This is a genomic window from Paraeggerthella hominis (assembly GCF_021044775.1).
GTDB lineage: Bacteria > Actinomycetota > Coriobacteriia > Coriobacteriales > Eggerthellaceae > Paraeggerthella > Paraeggerthella hominis.
This window is the reverse complement of sequence record NZ_JAJNOQ010000004.1, coordinates 215,857-233,453: the sequence shown is the minus strand read 5'-3', so window position 1 is coordinate 233,453 and position 17,597 is coordinate 215,857. Positions and strand designations below refer to the sequence as shown.

Below are 17,597 nucleotides of genomic sequence, written 5' to 3'. Positions count from 1 at the left end.
GAATGGCTCTCAATGCGAAGACCATAGCCAACGACGAGTTTTTCTTCGGTCACAAGGCATGCGCGGGGTGCGGCGGTTCCCTTGCCCTGCGCGCTGCGCTTAAGGTGCTGGGCCCGAACGCTGTGGCCGCGCTGCCGGCGGGCTGCATGAGCGCCGTCGGCTTCAATTTTCCGCAGCTTTCCTTTGCCAACAACGCAATGATCACGCCTTTTGCGGCTACGGCAAGCGTGCTGACCGGTATTGAGGCCGGGCTGCGCGCGCAGGGAAAGAAGCCCGACGATTGCACCGTGGTGGGCTTTGCGGGCGATGGCGGCACGGCTGACATCGGCATCCAGGCGCTGTCCGGGGCGATCGACCGCAACGACGACGTGCTGTACATTTGCTACGACAACGAGGCGTACATGAACACGGGCATCCAGAAAAGCTCGCTGACGCCTTTTGGCGCCAAGACCACCACGACGCCTGCCGGCCGCAACGTGCACGGCTGTCTGACGCAGAAGAAGAACATGTTCGAAATCGTGGCGGCGCACGGCATTCCGTATGCGGCCACGGCAAGCGTTGGCTACCTGAACGACTTCGTCCGCAAGGTGGAGCGCGCCCGGGACATCAAGGGCATGCGCTATATTCACGTGATGGCTCCGTGCCCGACAGGGTGGGGCTGCGGCGTGGACGAGATGGTGGACATCGCGAAGGATATCGTGGATACGGGCTTGTGGTACCTGGCCGAGTACGAAGGTGAAGCGGTGTGCGGCCAGTACGGAGGCCGCTTCAAGCTGAACAGGAACCCGAAGGAGTTCGCCAGCGTTGAGGCGTACCTGCGCAGGCAGGGCCGCTTCAAGGCGCTTTCCAATGACGAGATCGCCAGCGTTGAGGCCGGTCGTGACGCTGCTTGGGAGGCCATGCGCCGAGATTGGGCGTGATTGGGGTTTTAAGGATGCGAAAAGGCGCCGCTTGAACAACGGCGTCTTTTTTTCGAGACGGAGGGACGGGCTGCTGGCTCTGTCCCTCCGTCTCGTTTTTTGCCCCGCTCTCCCTATACAGTAAAGCAATCATATGATATAGTGCAATCTATCAAAAGATAGTAAAAGAGAGGTAATCATGTCGCATGATCTGACTTCGCAGGATATTAAGAGGATTCGGGAAAAGTACGGGCTGACGCAGCAAGGGTTTGCGCGCTTGTTGGGACTTGGCGAGGCTAGCGTGGTTCGGTACGAAAACGGACAAACTCCCAGCAAGGCGAATGCGAACCTCATTCGTGCTGCGGATGATCCGAGGTTTCTTGCGGATTGCCTTGAGCGCGACGGGGCTTTGCTTGCGGACAGCCAGCGTGAGAAAACCGAGAAGATCGTGTATGCGCTGGTTTCTTTCGACGAGGATGGAGACGTCATGGACATCAACGAACTGTACGAAATCACGCTTCAGCAGGAGGTTCTTAACGAGCAGGCTGCGCAGCTGATGGGGAAGGTGGCGCGTTTGCGCGGCGCTGCCCAGCGGCGAGGGGATGTGGTGGCCGAAGCCGTGTTCGAGGACGTGCTCAAGCAGCTTGCTTTGATACGACCGAGCATCACCTATCGAGAGAATTCGAACGATGTCAAGCTTTCCGAAATCAGGGGGCAGATAGAGTGCTTGCGCAATCTTGCGGAAGCGCGCCAGGCAAAGGTTGCCTAATATGAAGAATCTTGCGAATTACTCGGATGACGAGTTTGGCGAAGGGCTGCAGACGATCATCAGTGTGCTTCTTTCGAACAAACGCTGCGTTCCTACGGAGCGTCCCAGTGCAGTGTTGCTAGGTGGTCAAAGCGGTGCCGGAAAGACGACGTTGCACCGATTGATTCAAGACTCCTTTTCGGGCGACATACTTGTTGTCAACGGCGACGAATACCGCTCTTCCCATCCGTCTTTTGAGCGAATCAGCGAGCAATACGGTGTTGATGCTCCTTCCTATACGGCTGCCTGGGCGGGCCAGATGGTCGAAGCGGTTGTCGACGCTCTTTCCGTGATGGGGTACAACCTGATCATCGAAGGAACGCTGCGGACATCCGAGGTCCCACTCAAGACGGCAAGGCTCTTGCGCGATCGGGGATACGACGTTTCGCTGGCACTGATGGCGGTGAAGCCGGAACTATCGCTGGTAAGTTGCCAGCTGCGATACGAGCAGATGCGTATTGCGGGTACAGAGCCTCGGGCGGTCGACCCGAACCATCATCTTTTGATCGTTGAAAGCATCGTCAGTAACTTGAAAGTGCTTGAGGAATCCGGGTTGTTCGATACCGTAAGCTTGTACGATCGCGCTGAGCGTCGATTGTTCTTCAGCGAAGATGACGGCGGGTATGCGTGCGATGCGCTCGAGCGAATCTTGTTTGGTGAGTGGAGCGACGAAGAGCGCTTGCACTTGGCGTATCTGGAACGAAAGCTGGCTGAGCTGAAAACTCTTGGCTGATCGCCTTGCTTTCGGCGTTTGTACTGGCGGGATCCATCCTGGTCAAACCCGTGCGGGCTGGAATATGGTACCCTGCTGAACACAGGGAACGGCGAAAGGGATCCATATGGGGACGGCTAGCACGACTGAGCGCATCCGCGAAATCGGGGCGGATATCGAATCCGAGGTCATCGCACTCAGGCGCGAGTTGCACAAGCATCCCGAGTTGAGCGGCAAGGAAACGCGGACGCAAGAAGCTCTTTGCATCGAGTTGGGCAAGCTGGGCGTGGAGTATCGCCGTGCAGCTGGGACGGGCGTAATCGCCACTATTCGCGGTGAAGTGAAGGGCGCGTACAGCGCCGACGGCAATCCTGCCAAGCGCGTGGCGTTGCGCGCCGACATCGACGCTCTTCCCGTGACCGAGCAGACGGGCGCGCCTTACGCTTCGCAAAGCGAAGGGATCATGCACGCATGCGGCCATGATTGCCATATGGCTATGATGCTGGGCGCCGTTCGCATTCTGAACGGCTTGCGCGATCGGCTTTGCGGCGAGGTTCGCGTGCTATTCCAGCCTGCGGAGGAGATATCTATCGGCGCGCTCAAAATGATCGAAGACGGTGCGCTCGACGGGGTCGACGCGATCTACGGGGCTCATATTTGGAGCGAAGTGGATGCCGGGAAGATTTCGTGCGAGCCCGGACAGCGTATGGCTCATACCGATTGGTTCCGCATCGATATCGAAGGCGTTAGCGCACATGGATCCATGCCGCACAAGGGTGTGGACGCCGTGGTGGTGGGTGCTGAAATGGTGACGGCTTTGCAGATTCTGGTCAGCCGAGACGTTTCGCCGTTTGAACCCGTGGTGGTTACGGTGGGGGAGTTCCATGGCGGCGAAGCGCGCAACATCATGGCGGGGACGGCTTACCTGACCGGCACGGTGCGTACCTGGAGCGATAAGCTGCGCGCCGAAGTGCCTGACCGTTTGGAGCGCATTGTGGGGAAGATCGCTCGTGCGTTCAACGCTGAAGCTCGGTTCACGTTCGAGCCGGGCAATGCGGGCTTGGCGAATGACGTTCAGTGCGCGGAAGCGGCGCGGCGCGCTGTTGTCGAGGTGCTGGGGGAAGAAGCCGTCGGCAGTTACGAGGGTACGCTTTCCGGCGAAGACTTCAGCGAGTACCTGCGTCTGGTTCCCGGAGTCATGGCGTTCGTGGGTACGCGCAATCCTGCTGTGGGCGCCGAGCATCCCCAGCACAGTTGCTACTATGAAGTGGACGAAAGCGTGCTGGTCAAGGGATCCATGGTGGCTGCTCAGTGGGCGGTCGACATGTTGGGAGAAGGGTAGGAGTCGTGCGCTTCATTATCTCGCCCGCCAAGAAGATGAACGTAGCGGACGATATGTTCGCATGGCGCGAGCTGCCGGCGTTCGTTGACCGTGCCGAGCAGCTGGTCGAAGCTGTACGGGCTCTGACGTATGAAGAAGTGAAGGTGCTGTGGCAGTGCAGCGATGCGCTGGCCGAGCTCAATTTCGATCGCTTCCGCACGATGGACGTGTCCGGTGGCGCGGGCTCGCTTGTTCCAGCGGTGCTTGCGTACGAAGGCATCCAGTACCAGCATCTTGCTCCGCGCGTTATGACCGCCGCGCAGCTGGAATACGTGCAGGAGCATGTGCGCATCCTGTCGGGCCTTTACGGCGTGCTGCGCCCGTTCGACGGCGTGGCGCCGTATCGTCTTGAGATGCAAGCCAAGTTGGCGGTGGGCCCGGCGCGCACCTTATACGAGTTTTGGGGCGATTCGCTGGCGCGCGCGTTGGCTTCGGAGGCTGACGTTGTGGTGAACTTGGCTTCGGTCGAATATGCGAAAGCGGTGCTTCCGCATGCGAAGTGTCTTGGCTTGCAAACCGTCACGTGTTTGTTCGGTACGATCGATGCGCGCGGCCGCTTGGCGCAGCGTTCGACGGCTGCCAAGGCGGCTCGCGGTTCCATGGTACGTTGGTGCGCCGAATGCTCCGTCGAGTCCGTCGCTGATCTGCGCGCGTTCGACGTAGCTGGCTATGCGTTCGACAAGGCGCGCTCTACTGACGACTGCCTGGTGTTTGTGCAGTAGGAGGCAGAAAGCGTTCGCGGCGATCCTCGCTTTGAGAGCCAGCGTCGGGCCGGCAGGCGAGCGTCTGATGTCCTTGACGGCTCGCGGATTTGGGCGCCCTCTTTCGGCTCGGCTAGCTCCTTTTGCGGTTTGGCGTACGGCTAACGGATCCCGGCCGCGTTCGCCACGCCGAGCGTCTCTTCACCTTGGCTGCTCAGTTTGAACTTGAGCGGTCGGCGGCTTGTCGTTTCAACAAGATCGGTCCGTTCTAGCTCGGATGCGTATTTGCGAGCGCTTTGGGCTGTGACTTCAAGGTGCGTCGCGGCGTCCTGCAGCGTCACGTCCGCGTTCGCGCCGAAAAGCGACACCTGCACCACTTGGTACAGCAAATTACATGCGCGCTCCGACAAGTCAAACTCAGCGCGCACGCTGCCGAGTTTTTCTTCGGCTTTCATCAGCGCTTCCCGCTTTGCCTGCAGCTCGGCTACCAGTTCGTCTTGAGCCGTCCTGATCAAATTCATCATTTGCAGCACGAAGAACGTGCCCTCGGCATGGTTAAGGGGGTGCTCAGTTACCGAAAACGCCTGGTAGTACACTCCTTTATGCTCGGCGATAACGCGCGAAAGCGATAGCGTGGTGGGTAGGGACAACGGGCTGCTCAAGTGCAGCGCCAGCAAGAATCGGCCCGTTCTCCCGTTTCCGTCATAAAAGGGGTGGATGTACTCGAACAGGTAATGCGAAAGCAACGCACTGTACAGTTCCGGCACTTCCTCGGAATTGACCAGCCTGATCATAGCGTTGAGATACGAGATTATGGCGGATTCGGGTTGCACGCCACGATGGACGATCCGTTGCGAGGACGCCTTGACGTCCACGCCATCGGCGCGGAACAGCTGGCCGTCAAGCGCGTCGCCCGGGTCGAGCGTACCCGCCACGACGGCGTCGTACAGCGCACGGATATCCTCAGGAGTCTTGGGCGGCACGACGTCGCCGCTCGTCAGGCCAAGGTACAGGTGAGCGAATTCCATGAACTGCTTTGTCCGCCGATTCTCCCCGACAGGCTGCTCGATGCTGTCGATAGCCTCTCTGATCTGCTTGCGCGTGCTGCGAACGCCTTCCATTTCGTTCGTGCATACCACTTCGTCGACGATGAGGTTGCGTACGTAAGCGCCCTGCGCAATGCCGGGTAAGGCACTCCATGATCTTGACACCTTGCGCTCGGCGCGAAGAACCTGCTCCGTGACAAGAGACAGCTCGCGCGGCACGGCAAGAAAAAGCTCGCCTGTCTCTACGTTGATCCCGGTCCTGAATGACGAAGCAGCCGTGAGGCGCTTGCGGGCTTCACGCTCGTTTTCGCCCTTGCGATCGCTCGAAGCGTCTTCGTAAAAGAGCCTGTCCATTCTTTTGTATGCCATACCGTAAGACCTTCTTTCGAATGCTTTTCACGATTTTAACGCATGTTAATACTATCTAATAGTGAAAAATCTCAATATTTCACTATTAGATAGTATTGCAGAATACTTTATGATGAATACGCCTGTCCGGTAGCGGTTGGCTAACAACTTAAAACACAGGCCAACGCGAAGGGGCTCTCGACGACGTCGAGGAAGCTTGCGAAGGGGGCGCGGCTTCGATCTGCTGACGCAGGAGAGGCCTTGTTCGTCCGCTTGCGATTAAAACGATCGAGGTCTGCGCGCAAGAGTTTGATTGCCCCTGCGAAGTCGTGAAGTCGATCGATAACGCTTCGCTTTCGCGCCGCAATCACTATAATGGGAGCATTCGCGAATAAACGACCCTCTGCGCGGACGCGCGCGGGCGGTGCCGACCTGACGAGGAAAGCAACATGACCATGAAACCTTACAATCCGCACGAGATCGAACCCCGTTGGCAGCAGGTATGGGCCGACACTGACCTCAACAAGGTGACCGAGGATGCCTCGAAGCCTAAGAAGTACGTGCTCGAGATGTTCCCCTATCCTTCGGGCGACATTCACATGGGTCACGTGCGCAACTACACCATCGGCGACGTGATCGCCCGCTACTCCAAGATGCGCGGCTTCGACGTGCTGCATCCCATGGGCTGGGACGCGTTCGGCCTGCCGGCGGAAAACGCGGCCATCAAGCACAACAGCCACCCGGCTACGTGGACGTACGCCAACATCGAAACCCAGAAGGCCAGCTTCAAGCGCATGGGCTTCTCGTACGACTGGGACCGCACCGTGGTGGCGTGCGATCCTGAGTACTATCGCTGGGGCCAGTGGATTTTCCTCCAAATGTGGAAGAAGGGCCTGGTCGAGCGCCGCAACAGCCCGGTGAACTGGTGCCCGAACTGCGAAACCGTGCTGGCGAACGAGCAGGTGATCGAGGGCGAGTGCTGGCGTTGCCACGGCGCGGTGGAGAAGCGCGACCTGACGCAGTGGTACTTCAAAATTACCGACTACGCGCAGGAGCTCCTCGACGACTTGGATCATCTGGACGGTTGGCCCGATCGCGTCAAGCAGATGCAGGCGAACTGGATCGGTCGCTCCGAGGGCGCGGAAGTCACGTTCACGCTGTGCGGCGCCGACGGCGAGGCTCCGGCCAACCCGACCGATGACGATCTGATCACCGTCTTCACCACGCGTCCTGATACGTTGTTCGGCTGCTCGTTCTTCCTGCTGGCCCCCGAGTACAAGGGCCTGATGAGCTTGGTCGAGGGCACGGAATACGAACCTGCCGTCCGCGAGGTGGTCGAACAGGCGTCCAAGGTGAGCGCTGTCGAGCGCGCGCAGGGCGATCGCGAGAAGCACGGCGCGTTCACCGGCCGTTACATGGTGAACCCCATCAATGGCGAAAAGGTGCCGGTGTGGGTTGCCGACTACATCGTGAGCGATTACGGCACCGGCGCGGTCATGGCTGTTCCGTGCGGCGATCAGCGCGACTTCGAGTTCGCGCGCAAATACGACCTGCCCATCATTCCCATCATCTTGGGCGAGGACGACCCGCTGTTCGATCAGCTGAACGGGGTGCAGGATCGTCGCGTCACCTCGGTCGATTGGGACCATGCCTACGATGCCGAAGGCGTGCTGGTGCAGTCCGGCAAGTACACGGGCATGGTGGGCGGCAAGCACAGCCCGGCGGTTGACGCGATCATCGCCGACCTCGAAGCGGCCGGAAAGGGCCGCACGAAGGTCGAGTTCCGCCTGCGCGATTGGCTTATCAGCCGTCAGCGCTATTGGGGCAATCCCATTCCTGCCGTTCACTGCCCGACCTGCGGTTTGGTGCCCGTGCCCGAAGAGGATCTTCCGGTGCGCCTGCCCGAGGACATCGATTTGGCTGCTGGCGAGACGCTGGCTACCCACGAGGGCTTCGTGAACACGACGTGCCCCGTGTGCGGCGGCCCGGCTAAGCGCGAAACCGACACCATGGACACGTTCACGTGTTCGAGCTGGTACTATCTGCGCTACACCGATCCTCATAATGACGAGCTGCCGTTCGATCCTGCGAAGGCGAACCGTTGGATGCAGGTTGATCAGTACATCGGCGGCATCGAGCATGCCATCCTGCACCTCCTGTACAGCCGCTTCTTCACGAAGGTGCTGCGCGATTTGGGACTGCTGAACGTGGACGAGCCGTTCGCGAACCTGCTGTGCCAGGGCATGGTAAAGGACGAGCACGGTGAGACCATGTCGAAGTCGAAGGGCAACGTGATTGCGCCTGAGGACATGATCGCCGAATACGGAACCGATGCCGTGCGCGCATACATCCTGTTCATGGCTCCGCCTGACAAGGATCTACTGTGGGACGAAGGCGGCTTGGCTGGCATCTACAAGTTCATGAACCGCGCGTGGCGCATCGTGTGCGACCTGATGGGCACCGCCGATGAAGAAACGCTGTTCCAAGCGGGATCTTCGGAGGACGAGGGCAAGAAGGCTCTTGAGAAGCTGGTACGCGAGCGCCATCGCGTGGTGGGCAAGGTGGCCGATGACTTCGATCGCAACAACTTCAACACGGCGCTTGCCGCCATCATGGAGCTGACGAATGCGGCGAGCGATTACCTGCGCAAGTGCTCCGCGGACGAGCGCGCCGCAAGCGCGTTCTCGCAGACGTTCGATCGCGAGGTTGCCGAGGTTATCGTCAAGATTATGGCTCCGTTTGCCCCGCATTGGGCCGAAGAGCTGTGGCATGACGCACTGGGCAACGAAGGCTCGGTGCATGTGCAGCTGTGGCCCGAGTTTGATCCCGAGCAGGCGAAGGCTGACGAAGTGGAGCTTGCAGTTCAGGTGAACGGCAAGGTGAAGGCGAAGATCACGGTTGCTGCCGATGCCGCCGAAGACGATATCAAGGCCGATGGTTTGGCTGCCGTCGAGGCTGCTTTGGCAGGCAAGGACGTCAAAAAGGTTGTTGTGGTTCCCGGTCGCTTGGTCAACATCGTAGCGAAGTAGGGCGGCAGGCAAGATGGATAATGCGAAAGCGGCTCGGGTATCCGAGCCGCTTTCGTTGAGGGGGGTCGATGAGGCGTTATCCCACGTAGTCGGCGGCGTTGTTTCCCGCTACACGACCAAACGTGTAGATGTCTGCCATGGATGTGGATCCTAGGCGGTTTGCCCCCATCTTGTGGCCGGCCACTTCGCCTGCAGCGAAGAGTCCGGGAATGGGATTGCCGTTCGCGTCGAGCACCTCGGCGTTCGCGTTGATGTGCAGGCCTCCCATGGTGTAATGCACGGCCGGCTTGTACGCCATGATGTAGTAGGGCGGCGTATCGATCTTATGCATGGTTCCGCGGTAGGCGAAATCGGGATCGGATCCTGCGTCTACGTAACTGTTCCATTGCTCGATTGTCTTTGCGAGCGCGGCGGCATCGATGCCGAAAGGTTCGCAGGCTTCTTCAAGCGTATCTGCTTTCGTACAAAGATTCCGTGAAACGAGGTTTTCAAATTCGTCTGCATGGATGTCGACCACTTTAGTCTCGTCTGCAGCCGCCTGATCCCAGATTTCGTAAGCGCGTTCGTCGGTCTGTTTGAGAATGGCTTTGGACAAAACGTCTCGTCGGCCAAGTTCTTCGACGAAGCGTTTTCCTTCCTTGTTAAACATGACCGTGCGTTCGTCCAGGCGCATGTCGTCCAAATACAGCAGCGCTCCGGTGTTTACATCGCAGATGGGATAGGTTTGGATGAGTTCCATATCTACGAGCTCGGCACCGATAGCGGATGCCATGGTAAGTCCGTCTCCCTGCGCTCCTACCGAATCGGTTGAATTGAATTGCTTCCCAAACTCAGGATTTGCCTGCTCGCGCATTTCGACGTTTGCGCCAAACCCGCCGCATGCCAGTACGACGGCTTTACATTCGAAGGAGTATTCGTTACCGGTGACGGTATTCGTTGCCTTGATGCCGCCAATGCCTCCATTCGCATCTTGCACGAGCGCGGTTGCTTTCGTGTTGTCGATGAGCGTGATGTTATCGATTGACTGGGCCCGGGCGGTCAACTTGGTCGTCATGGCGTTGCCTATGTGTCCCGAAGGAATGATGGAGCGCTTGACCGAGTGGCCGCCGAAGAACAGAAGGTTGTGCTCCCAAGATATTCCTCCTTCGTAAGTGAGCCATTGCGCTGCGTCGTACACGCCGTTTGCGATGACGTTCACTAGGGCAGGGTCGCCGCGGTGGTCCCCGCCTTCTAGCATGTCATTCGCCAGCTGTTCGGAGCTGTCGCTTAATCCTGAGTTTTGCTGGATCCAATTGCCGGGCACGGCCATCTCTCCTCCGGACAATGCGGTGGAGCCCCCGAATACTCCTAGCTTCTCCATGAGCAGTACCTTCTGGCCCTTGTTGGCCGCGCTAATGGCGGCAGTAAATCCTGCGCCGCCTGTACCCACGACTACAATATCAAACGCTGTGGGTATATCGCTCTCTGGCTGTTGCACGGCTCTGTCGCGTTTCTTCCATTCGGATGACTTCTCTCCTGCCTTGTCAAGTGCTTCAGCAACGGCGGTGAGGTACGCCATGCTGGATAGCGAGGCGCCCGTCACGACGTCAACGTTCAACGTTTGATTGTCGACGATGAGCTTGCCCAGCTTTTTCATGCACACATCGCCCAATCCTGCGGACTCGCGAGAATCTAATACATCAATACGTTCGATAGCGCCATCTTTCGAGACAACCTCGATCTGTATGGCGCCGTGCTTTCCCATGCCGCTGCCGACGGTTGCGATGCTTGCGTCGGCGGACCGCTCTTTCGCGGCGCTTCCTGATGACGTGCATCCGCCCAATGTCAACGCGCCTCCTGCCGTCGCTAACGCAGCACCCGTAAGAAACTGTCTACGTGAAAGTCCTGCCATCTTGTTCATCCTCCTTGTTGTATCCGGTCCCGCCTCCCATGGTGCGCCACCTTTTTTGGTCGCGCTGTTCGGGACGACGAGAACATAGCACCGCAGTACCGCATCGGATGGACGCCGAAGGGGTTCAATGTGTAACCCAGCCTTGGTTTAAATAGGTAACCCTAGGCAAAACGCTCGGTGCATCATGCTTTTTCAGGGTAAGATGAAAACCCGAAATTGCAGGAAGGGGAGGTTCTGCATGAAGGAGTTGTGCGGTTGTTGGAAGAATGTGTTTACGCGCATCGGGACTATGCCCGTTGCGTTTCTCGGTATTGGATTGTACCGTGCGTGGCTTGCAACTTTTTTTCGGTACGATGCATTTCCGACCGTCGACTTTTTTGATTATGCGTTGTTCGAGGGAGCCATAGGCGTTGCGTCGTTTGCAGTTGTTTTTCTTGCGCGTCGCGTTACTCCTCTCTGGTCGAACCGGGTGGCGGTGGGCCTGGTTGCCTTCGGCATGGTGGGCGGGTCGGCGCTGTGCGCCATTGCATGCTTCTGGGTGCAGATTGCGGCGCTCAAGTATCTTGGGCTTATGTTGGCGGGCGCGGGGCTTGGGCTGCTCATTCTCATGTGGACGGAGTTTTTTGGATCACTTAATCCTATGCGTGTTGCTGCCTATTATGCCGCGGCTATTTTTTTGGGAGAGGTGTTAAAGTGGCTGTTTAGTGGACTTGAACCTGCATATATCGTCGTATTCTCTTTAACTCTTCCGCTCGTTTCCCTTGATTGGGTGCGCCGTTCTATGAAGCATTTACCAGAAATCGACCTGCCTAAACCTATGGGTAAAGCAGGGATTTCCGAAATTCCCTGGAAACCGATTGCTCTCATGGGGATATGCACGTTTGCGACAGGGTTTGGGGTTCTTCCTGATCAGCCCTTGGCGGCAGGAAATACTGTGGGTACGATGTCGGTTGCGGCGTTTGTGTTTTTTGGCGTCCTTTCATCGTCGAGGTGGTTTAATTTCGACATCATATACCAACTGGCGTTTCCTCTCATGATCGTGGGGCTTCTGCTCATTGCTCCGCAATTCTCGCTTGATTCGAAAACAGTAGCGGGTTGCTACGATGCAGGTTATACCATGCTGTCCATTTTCATTATGATTGTCTTGAGCAACATCACGTACCGATTCGATATTGCAGCTGCTTGGTTGAATGGTATTGAACGTGGTATTCGCTATCTGGTGGAAGCAGGGGGCTGGAGTTTGTTTGCGGTCACTTCTTTCTATTTGTCAAAAGATACTGTAACGGCAATCCATCTAGGAATCGTAGCGGTTGTGGCGCTGGCGTTCACGGTGCTGTTTTTTACGGAAAAACGGCTATCTGCCAAGTGGGGCATCAATTTGAAACAAACCTCCGACGGCGATGACGTGTTCTCGCCGGGATTGCTTGCTATGCGCGTGTCCGATTTGTCGCGCGAGCATAATTTGAGCCCGCGTGAGGAAGAGGTGTTGCAGTTGCTCGCGCGCAAAGGAACTTCAGCGCAGATCGAGGAAAACTTGTTCGTAGCACGCGGTACGGTGAAAGCGCATACGAGTCGCATTTATCGCAAACTCGGAGTCCACAGCCGGGACGAGCTTTATGAGCTGCTGGGCATTGGGGATTGACGAATACGGAAACGCATAGCAAGGGGGGCGGCTTGATGGGCACGTTGTTCGAAAAGCTGGAGATAGGGGCGTTGCAAGCGCGGAATAGGTTCGTGCGCGCGGCAACTTACGAAGGATTGGCTACCGACGATGGACGCATGACCCCAGAGCTCCGAGCTGTTTACGAGGAGCTTGCCAGCGGCGAGGTGGGCACGATCATCGTGGGCTACGCGTACGTCACGCGCGACGAGCAGCCGAACCCGCGCATGCTTGGCATCTATGACGACTCGTTCGTTCCCGCGTACCGTGCGTTCGTTGACGACCTACACGCTCGCGGCGCGCGCGTTGTTTCGCAGATCGTGTACGGCGGCTCGGCCACCAGGCTCGATCCGCCCAGCACGCGAATCCTCGGGCCGTCTTCCGTTGCCAATCCGAAGACCGGCATCGTTCCCGTGGAGGCGACGAACGCCGATCTGCAAGCGCTTGCGTGCGCGTTCGCGGACGCGGCTGAACGTGCCCAGGCCGCAGGGTTCGACGGTGTGGAGCTGCATGCGGCGCACGGCTACGTGCTCAGCCAGTTTCTAAGCCCGCTGTTCAACAAGCGTACAGACGGGTACGGTGGCTCCCTTGAGCATCGCGCCCGCTTCCTAACAGAGGTTGTCGATGCCGTCCGCGATCGAGTGGGCAAGGCGTTTCCGCTGATCGTGAAGCTGAACAGCTCCGACGGCGTGGAGGGCGGCTTGACCGAAAGCGAAAGCGCAGAAGTGGCGAAGCTGCTTGAGGCACATGGCGTGTCGGCTATCGACGTAAGCGGAAATTGGCGCTCCTGCCGGGTGAAAGACTATGCGGGCGAGCCGTTCTTCGCTTCCTACGCGCAGTGTCTTGCACGTGAGCTCGACATACCTGTGATCTTGACGGGCGGCAACCGCAGCTTTGCTGCGATGGATCGCCTTGCAATGGAAGGCGGCATCGCGGGCTTCGGCTTGTGTCGCCCGCTTATTTGTGAGCCGTACCTTGTGCGACGCTGGAGCGCCGACCCGAATGCCGTGCCGCGTTGCGTATCGTGCAACGGATGCAGTTCCTCGCCCGGCCATCGCTGCATAGTGCCGTAGGCGTTTCGCATCGGCGCTTTCCGGCTGCTTTGGCTCGCAGTTTGCGTGGATTCCCCCTTGAGTTTCGATGGCAACGCCGATGTTGCAGCGCACGGGCACCCCTCGTTTGCTATCATCGACGCCTATGGCAAAGGCGAAGAAACATGGATGGGTAAAGGCGATGCTGGGTGCAGTGCTCGGATGCGTGCTTGCGGTTGGGGCGGTGTTCGCGATAACGAACGTCGTGACCGTGGTCACGGCGAAAGGGAGCATCGTAGACTCGCAGGAGGCGATTGGCTACGATGCCGACGCCATAGTGGTGCTGGGCGCATCCGTGTTCGCGGACGGAACGCCGTCGAGCATTTTGCAGGACCGGCTTGACGACGGTATCGCTTTGTACCGATCCGGCGTTGCTCCGAAGCTGATCATGAGCGGGGACAATAGCACGATCGCGTACAACGAAGTCAAGGCCATGAAAGACTATGCCGTTTCCCAGGGGGTTCCTAGCGAAGACGTGTTCTGCGATCACGCTGGGTTCTCCACGTACGAGAGCATGTACCGCGCCAAGCACGTGTTCGGCGCGCAGCGCATCGTGGTGGCCACGCAGACCTACCATCTGTATCGAGCGCTCTATGCGGCACATGGCCTGGGGCTTGAGGCTATTGGAGTTCCGAGCGACTATCGCACGTACGCGAAGCAGACCCAATACGATCTGCGTGAAATACCTGCGCGCACGAAGGATTTTTTCAAGACGCTGTTCGAGGTCCCGTCGACGTTCGTGGGCGATCCTATCAGCTTGGACCAATCGGGCGACGTGACCGAAGGCTACTGAGTCGATTCTCCGAACGGGAGAGGGCGATCCTGCTATTCGGGCCGACGCAGCGGTTCCCCGAATGCGGTGGCTCGCGTTCTTAAAAGCTCCAACAGCAGGGCGCAAGCTTCGCACTGCACGGCATCGAGCACGGGAATCCCTGCTGCGCGTTCGAGTTCCGGTGCCAATCCTATGGTAGCGAACCCGGTGCATGCCAACGCGATCGCCTGAGCTCCTTGCGCGGAGAGGCTTTCGACGGATTTCAGAGCGCTTGCTCGCCCTTCGGGAGTTTGCAGGTCAAGGGTGCTCTTCACTCCGGCGGGTACGACGTTTGCCAGCAGCTGCGGTCCCAGGATGCGGTCGAACGCTGGCGGAGCTTCGGGCGTGATGCCCAGAACGCCGACCGGTCCGTTGAAGCGCGCGGCGGCGGAAGCGGTGCTCTCGCCTGCGCCGACAACCGGGATGCGCACGGCTGCGCGCGCTTCGAGAACCCCGGGATCGTCCGCGCAGCTCACGATAATCCCGGCGACGCCCGCCTGCTCGAGTTCCTGGGCCAGGGCCGCCACTTTGGGCGCAGCTGCGCGTTTGGTGCGCGCGTCGTGCACTCCTTCGGGCTGGTCGGGGATGCAGCGCGACAGCGTTTTCACGCCGGGGATCCACTGTTCGATCAGTTGCCCGTGCGCGTCCACCTGGGCTTGCTCCTGCGTGATCACGCGAATAATGCCCATGGTGTACGCAGGACTCATATCGACCTCTTTCTTGCGGGGATCTGTTGTCATTCGTACCGATCGATCAAGTCGATCAGCTCCTGTTTGGAGTGTAGCGCAGTTTTTTCCAGAATGCGCCGCGTGTGCGTGCGGATGGTGCTTTCGGATACGAACAAGGCATCCGCGATGACCTTCGCCGATCGCCCGCGCGCCAGGTACGGAAGCACTTCCGCTTCGCGGCGCGTCAGGCCGTAGTACTCGGCTATCTGGTCGTAGACGCGCTCGCTGGCCGACTCCGCCTCCGCCTCGCTCATGGATCCTGCTCCGGTGGCGGCGGGCTTCGTATCAGGCTGTTCAGGCGCTTCCGCAGCCATGCGATTTGCGCTTCGGGCGGGCGCTTCCGCAGCGTTGACCTGCGGCGCTGGCATTGCGGCGGCAATCTGGCCCGTGAGCGTTGCGGACGCGTCGCCGATGTTTGCGGAAGTACTCTTCTCCTGTCGAGCGTCTGCTTCCTGGAAGAAGAACGAGAATCGATGGCGCGTGCTTTGAAGCACCAGGAGCATGGCGAGCACGTACACGGCGCCCACGGAGATGCCCACGATCAACATGGACGGTCTTTCCGGGATGAGCATGATCACGTACCCGATGCCAATGCCTACAAGTCGTGCGATGATGGACAGCGCTCGCACGATGCCGCCGATCACGAAACCCGACACTGCGAAGTCGTAGGCGGTCGAAACCACCATGTACCATATAATGACGTCGAACATGCCGTAGCCGGTGCTCATGATAACGTTGAGCATGACCGGGTTCGACTCCCAGAACAGCGGCATGATGGCGAACAAAACGACGATACCGGGCACGATCACGCGAAACGCGAAGGAAAGATCGATGCGCTTTCGCGCCAGCAGCACGAGCGCAATCAGCCCTGCAGCTGCGATGATATTGGCGATCAAGGGCAGCCGGTGCGCGTCGTCCGCCGACCCAACCGAAACGACCGTCATCTGCCAGACGAAGCCGAACAGGCACGAAAGAACCAAGCTGGATACGATCAGGCTCACCAGCGATCCGAGCGCGGTGCGGTACCGATCCGAATTGGCGTTGCTGGCGTAGCGCCCTTCGGGAACCTCTTGCTTGCATCGCGCAAGGCAAAGCTGGGAAAGAACGGGCAGGGGAGCTATAAGCAGGAGCGCGGGGACGCCTCCGTGATCCGAGCAGATCGAGATCACGACGAACAGCGAAGCCGTTAGCAGCAGCACGACGGGGATGTAAAACGACGTGCGCGAGGGGTGCATGCGTCCCAGGTACTCCGCCCAGCTTCCCCAGTAGTAGCCGTACCCGGCGCCCGCAAGCACGGCGCCCGTGACGATAGGGACGGCAAGAGCCGATTCCGGTAGCAATCCCATGCTAGCTAGAGGACCCGATCCCGACAGCAGCACAAGCCCGATAATGATGAGCGCGGTGAACGCCCCCGGCTTCAAGCGGTCGTAAAACGCAGGGTTTCGTTCGATGCGCGAGGCGATCAGAAACAGCGTTGTCATGTTCGCTACGAACGAGACGATGACGATAAGCGTTTGGCACGACGTGTTGTCGGCAGGCCCCTCCAGAAGAAGAGAACTGCGAAACGTCAGCATGCTGCACGCCCAAAAGAATGCGAGTCCCACGTGATGCGGCCGCAGCGTTTTCCAGATCATGCGCATGCTTCGCCGATCTGCATTGATACGCGAGTTTCCAACCATGAATCGATGCCCCCCGATAGCGTTCCGCCTCGTTGCGGTTGTAGCTGTACACCGTGATTGCCTACGTGTTCTATTGCTTGTCACACTATAGTTTACCAGCCAAAACGCAGAATCATCAGAAACTGATGATATGTAAGCAAGCTGCTGGATTTAGCCTTTTTCGCGACGAGAAAGGACGCTAGTGAATTCCCAAGAGCAATCCAACAAGGCGCTCATGCACGCTTGCGCCGCGGCCGCTTTGCTGTTCACGAGAATGGGTGAAGACGGGTTCACCGCTGCAAGCGAGCGACGTGCATGGGAGGGCATGGCGGCGTGCGCGGGCGTGGTTATCGAAGCGCCTTCGGCCGATGCGCGCCATGCGGTTGAAAGCGAGCTGCTTGTGCCGGGGCTGCCCCTGGCCGCTATGCCGGTGGAATCGCTTTACAAGCCGTGGCGGGCGCCCGACGGAACCGTGCGTGCGTCGCGCGGACTGTACGGCGGCGAAACGGCGGGTCACGCGCAAGCGTTGTTCGATGCGTGCGGTTTGGAGATTCCGCAGGAGTTCTCGGCGATGCCGGACCACCTGTCGTTGCTCTTGGAGCTGCTGGCGCTTTTTCTCGAGGTTGGCAACGATCAGGCTGCGGACAACCTGATCCGGGATCACTTCGATTGGCTGGGCGAGTACGATGCCGCTTTGCGCGACCGTGCAGAGCGCGCCGCCGACGCCCCCGCTTTCGACGAAGCCAAGCGCCGCGCCCTTGCGGAGGGGATCGCCTTTCTGCGGACGCTGACGACGGCGGTCGATAAAGCGGTGCATGCTCGGCTTGCGTAGCC

Annotated in this window: 14 protein-coding genes; 10 read left to right on the top strand and 4 right to left on the bottom strand. The window is 59.0% G+C overall.

Annotated features, from left to right (window positions below):
* The first annotated feature begins 2 nt into the window (after positions 1-2).
* The 5 genes from LQE90_RS06460 (at position 3) to yaaA (ending at position 4,522) form a co-directional block, all read left to right on the top strand.
* A complete protein-coding gene (locus LQE90_RS06460; RefSeq protein WP_216528713.1) occupies positions 3-920 on the top strand; it encodes a thiamine pyrophosphate-dependent enzyme in 918 nt (305 codons plus the stop codon).
* A 178-nt stretch (positions 921-1,098) separates the two neighbouring features.
* On the top strand, positions 1,099-1,668 hold the full coding sequence (locus tag LQE90_RS06455) for a helix-turn-helix domain-containing protein (protein ID WP_216528714.1): 570 nt from the start codon (positions 1,099-1,101) through the stop codon (positions 1,666-1,668).
* 1 nt (position 1,669) lies between these two features.
* On the top strand, positions 1,670-2,440 hold the full coding sequence (locus tag LQE90_RS06450) for a zeta toxin family protein (protein WP_216528715.1): 771 nt from the start codon (positions 1,670-1,672) through the stop codon (positions 2,438-2,440).
* Between the two features lie 106 nt (positions 2,441-2,546).
* Positions 2,547-3,761 carry an amidohydrolase gene (locus LQE90_RS06445; RefSeq protein ID WP_216528716.1) on the top strand — a complete coding sequence of 405 codons (1,215 nt, stop codon included), beginning with the start codon at positions 2,547-2,549 and terminating at the stop codon, positions 3,759-3,761.
* 5 nt (positions 3,762-3,766) lie between these two features.
* Complete coding sequence (yaaA, locus tag LQE90_RS06440) at positions 3,767-4,522, top strand: peroxide stress protein YaaA (protein WP_216528717.1); 756 nt, start codon at positions 3,767-3,769, stop codon at positions 4,520-4,522.
* A 140-nt stretch (positions 4,523-4,662) separates the two neighbouring features.
* Here the strand turns inward: yaaA and LQE90_RS06435 are convergent, their stop codons facing one another.
* Positions 4,663-5,916, bottom strand: a complete 1,254-nt coding sequence (locus tag LQE90_RS06435) for a Fic family protein (RefSeq protein ID WP_216528718.1) — start codon at positions 5,914-5,916, stop codon at positions 4,663-4,665.
* 434 nt (positions 5,917-6,350) lie between these two features.
* On the opposite strand from LQE90_RS06435, the gene leuS reads away from it, so the two are divergent.
* Entirely contained in the window at positions 6,351-8,924 is a 2,574-nt protein-coding gene (gene leuS, locus LQE90_RS06430) for a leucine--tRNA ligase (RefSeq protein ID WP_216528853.1), read from the top strand.
* Between the two features lie 76 nt (positions 8,925-9,000).
* Here leuS and LQE90_RS06425 read toward each other — a convergent pair whose 3' ends face one another.
* Positions 9,001-10,815, bottom strand: a complete 1,815-nt coding sequence (locus LQE90_RS06425) for a flavocytochrome c (RefSeq protein WP_114566291.1) — start codon at positions 10,813-10,815, stop codon at positions 9,001-9,003.
* Positions 10,816-11,053: 238 nt separating this feature from the next.
* Between LQE90_RS06425 and LQE90_RS06420 the strand changes: the two genes are divergently transcribed.
* The 3 genes from LQE90_RS06420 (at position 11,054) to LQE90_RS06410 (ending at position 14,359) form a co-directional block, all read left to right on the top strand.
* Complete coding sequence (locus LQE90_RS06420) at positions 11,054-12,457, top strand: response regulator transcription factor (protein ID WP_114566181.1); 1,404 nt, start codon at positions 11,054-11,056, stop codon at positions 12,455-12,457.
* Positions 12,458-12,492: 35 nt separating this feature from the next.
* Positions 12,493-13,548, top strand: coding sequence for an NADH:flavin oxidoreductase (locus LQE90_RS06415; RefSeq protein WP_216528719.1), 1,056 nt, complete (start codon positions 12,493-12,495; stop codon positions 13,546-13,548).
* A 160-nt stretch (positions 13,549-13,708) separates the two neighbouring features.
* Complete coding sequence (locus tag LQE90_RS06410) at positions 13,709-14,359, top strand: SanA/YdcF family protein (protein ID WP_114566183.1); 651 nt, start codon at positions 13,709-13,711, stop codon at positions 14,357-14,359.
* Between the two features lie 32 nt (positions 14,360-14,391).
* Here LQE90_RS06410 and LQE90_RS06405 read toward each other — a convergent pair whose 3' ends face one another.
* Positions 14,392-15,084, bottom strand: a complete 693-nt coding sequence (locus LQE90_RS06405; RefSeq protein WP_216528720.1) for an aspartate/glutamate racemase family protein — start codon at positions 15,082-15,084, stop codon at positions 14,392-14,394.
* 29 nt (positions 15,085-15,113) lie between these two features.
* The gene (locus LQE90_RS06400) at positions 15,114-16,745 is read right to left on the bottom strand and encodes a helix-turn-helix transcriptional regulator (protein ID WP_216528721.1); all 1,632 of its coding nucleotides are present in this window, start codon (positions 16,743-16,745) and stop codon (positions 15,114-15,116) included.
* A gap of 220 nt (positions 16,746-16,965) precedes the next feature.
* Between LQE90_RS06400 and LQE90_RS06395 the strand changes: the two genes are divergently transcribed.
* The gene (locus tag LQE90_RS06395; protein ID WP_231088230.1) at positions 16,966-17,595 is read left to right on the top strand and encodes a molecular chaperone TorD family protein; all 630 of its coding nucleotides are present in this window, start codon (positions 16,966-16,968) and stop codon (positions 17,593-17,595) included.
* Positions 17,596-17,597 lie beyond the last annotated feature (2 nt).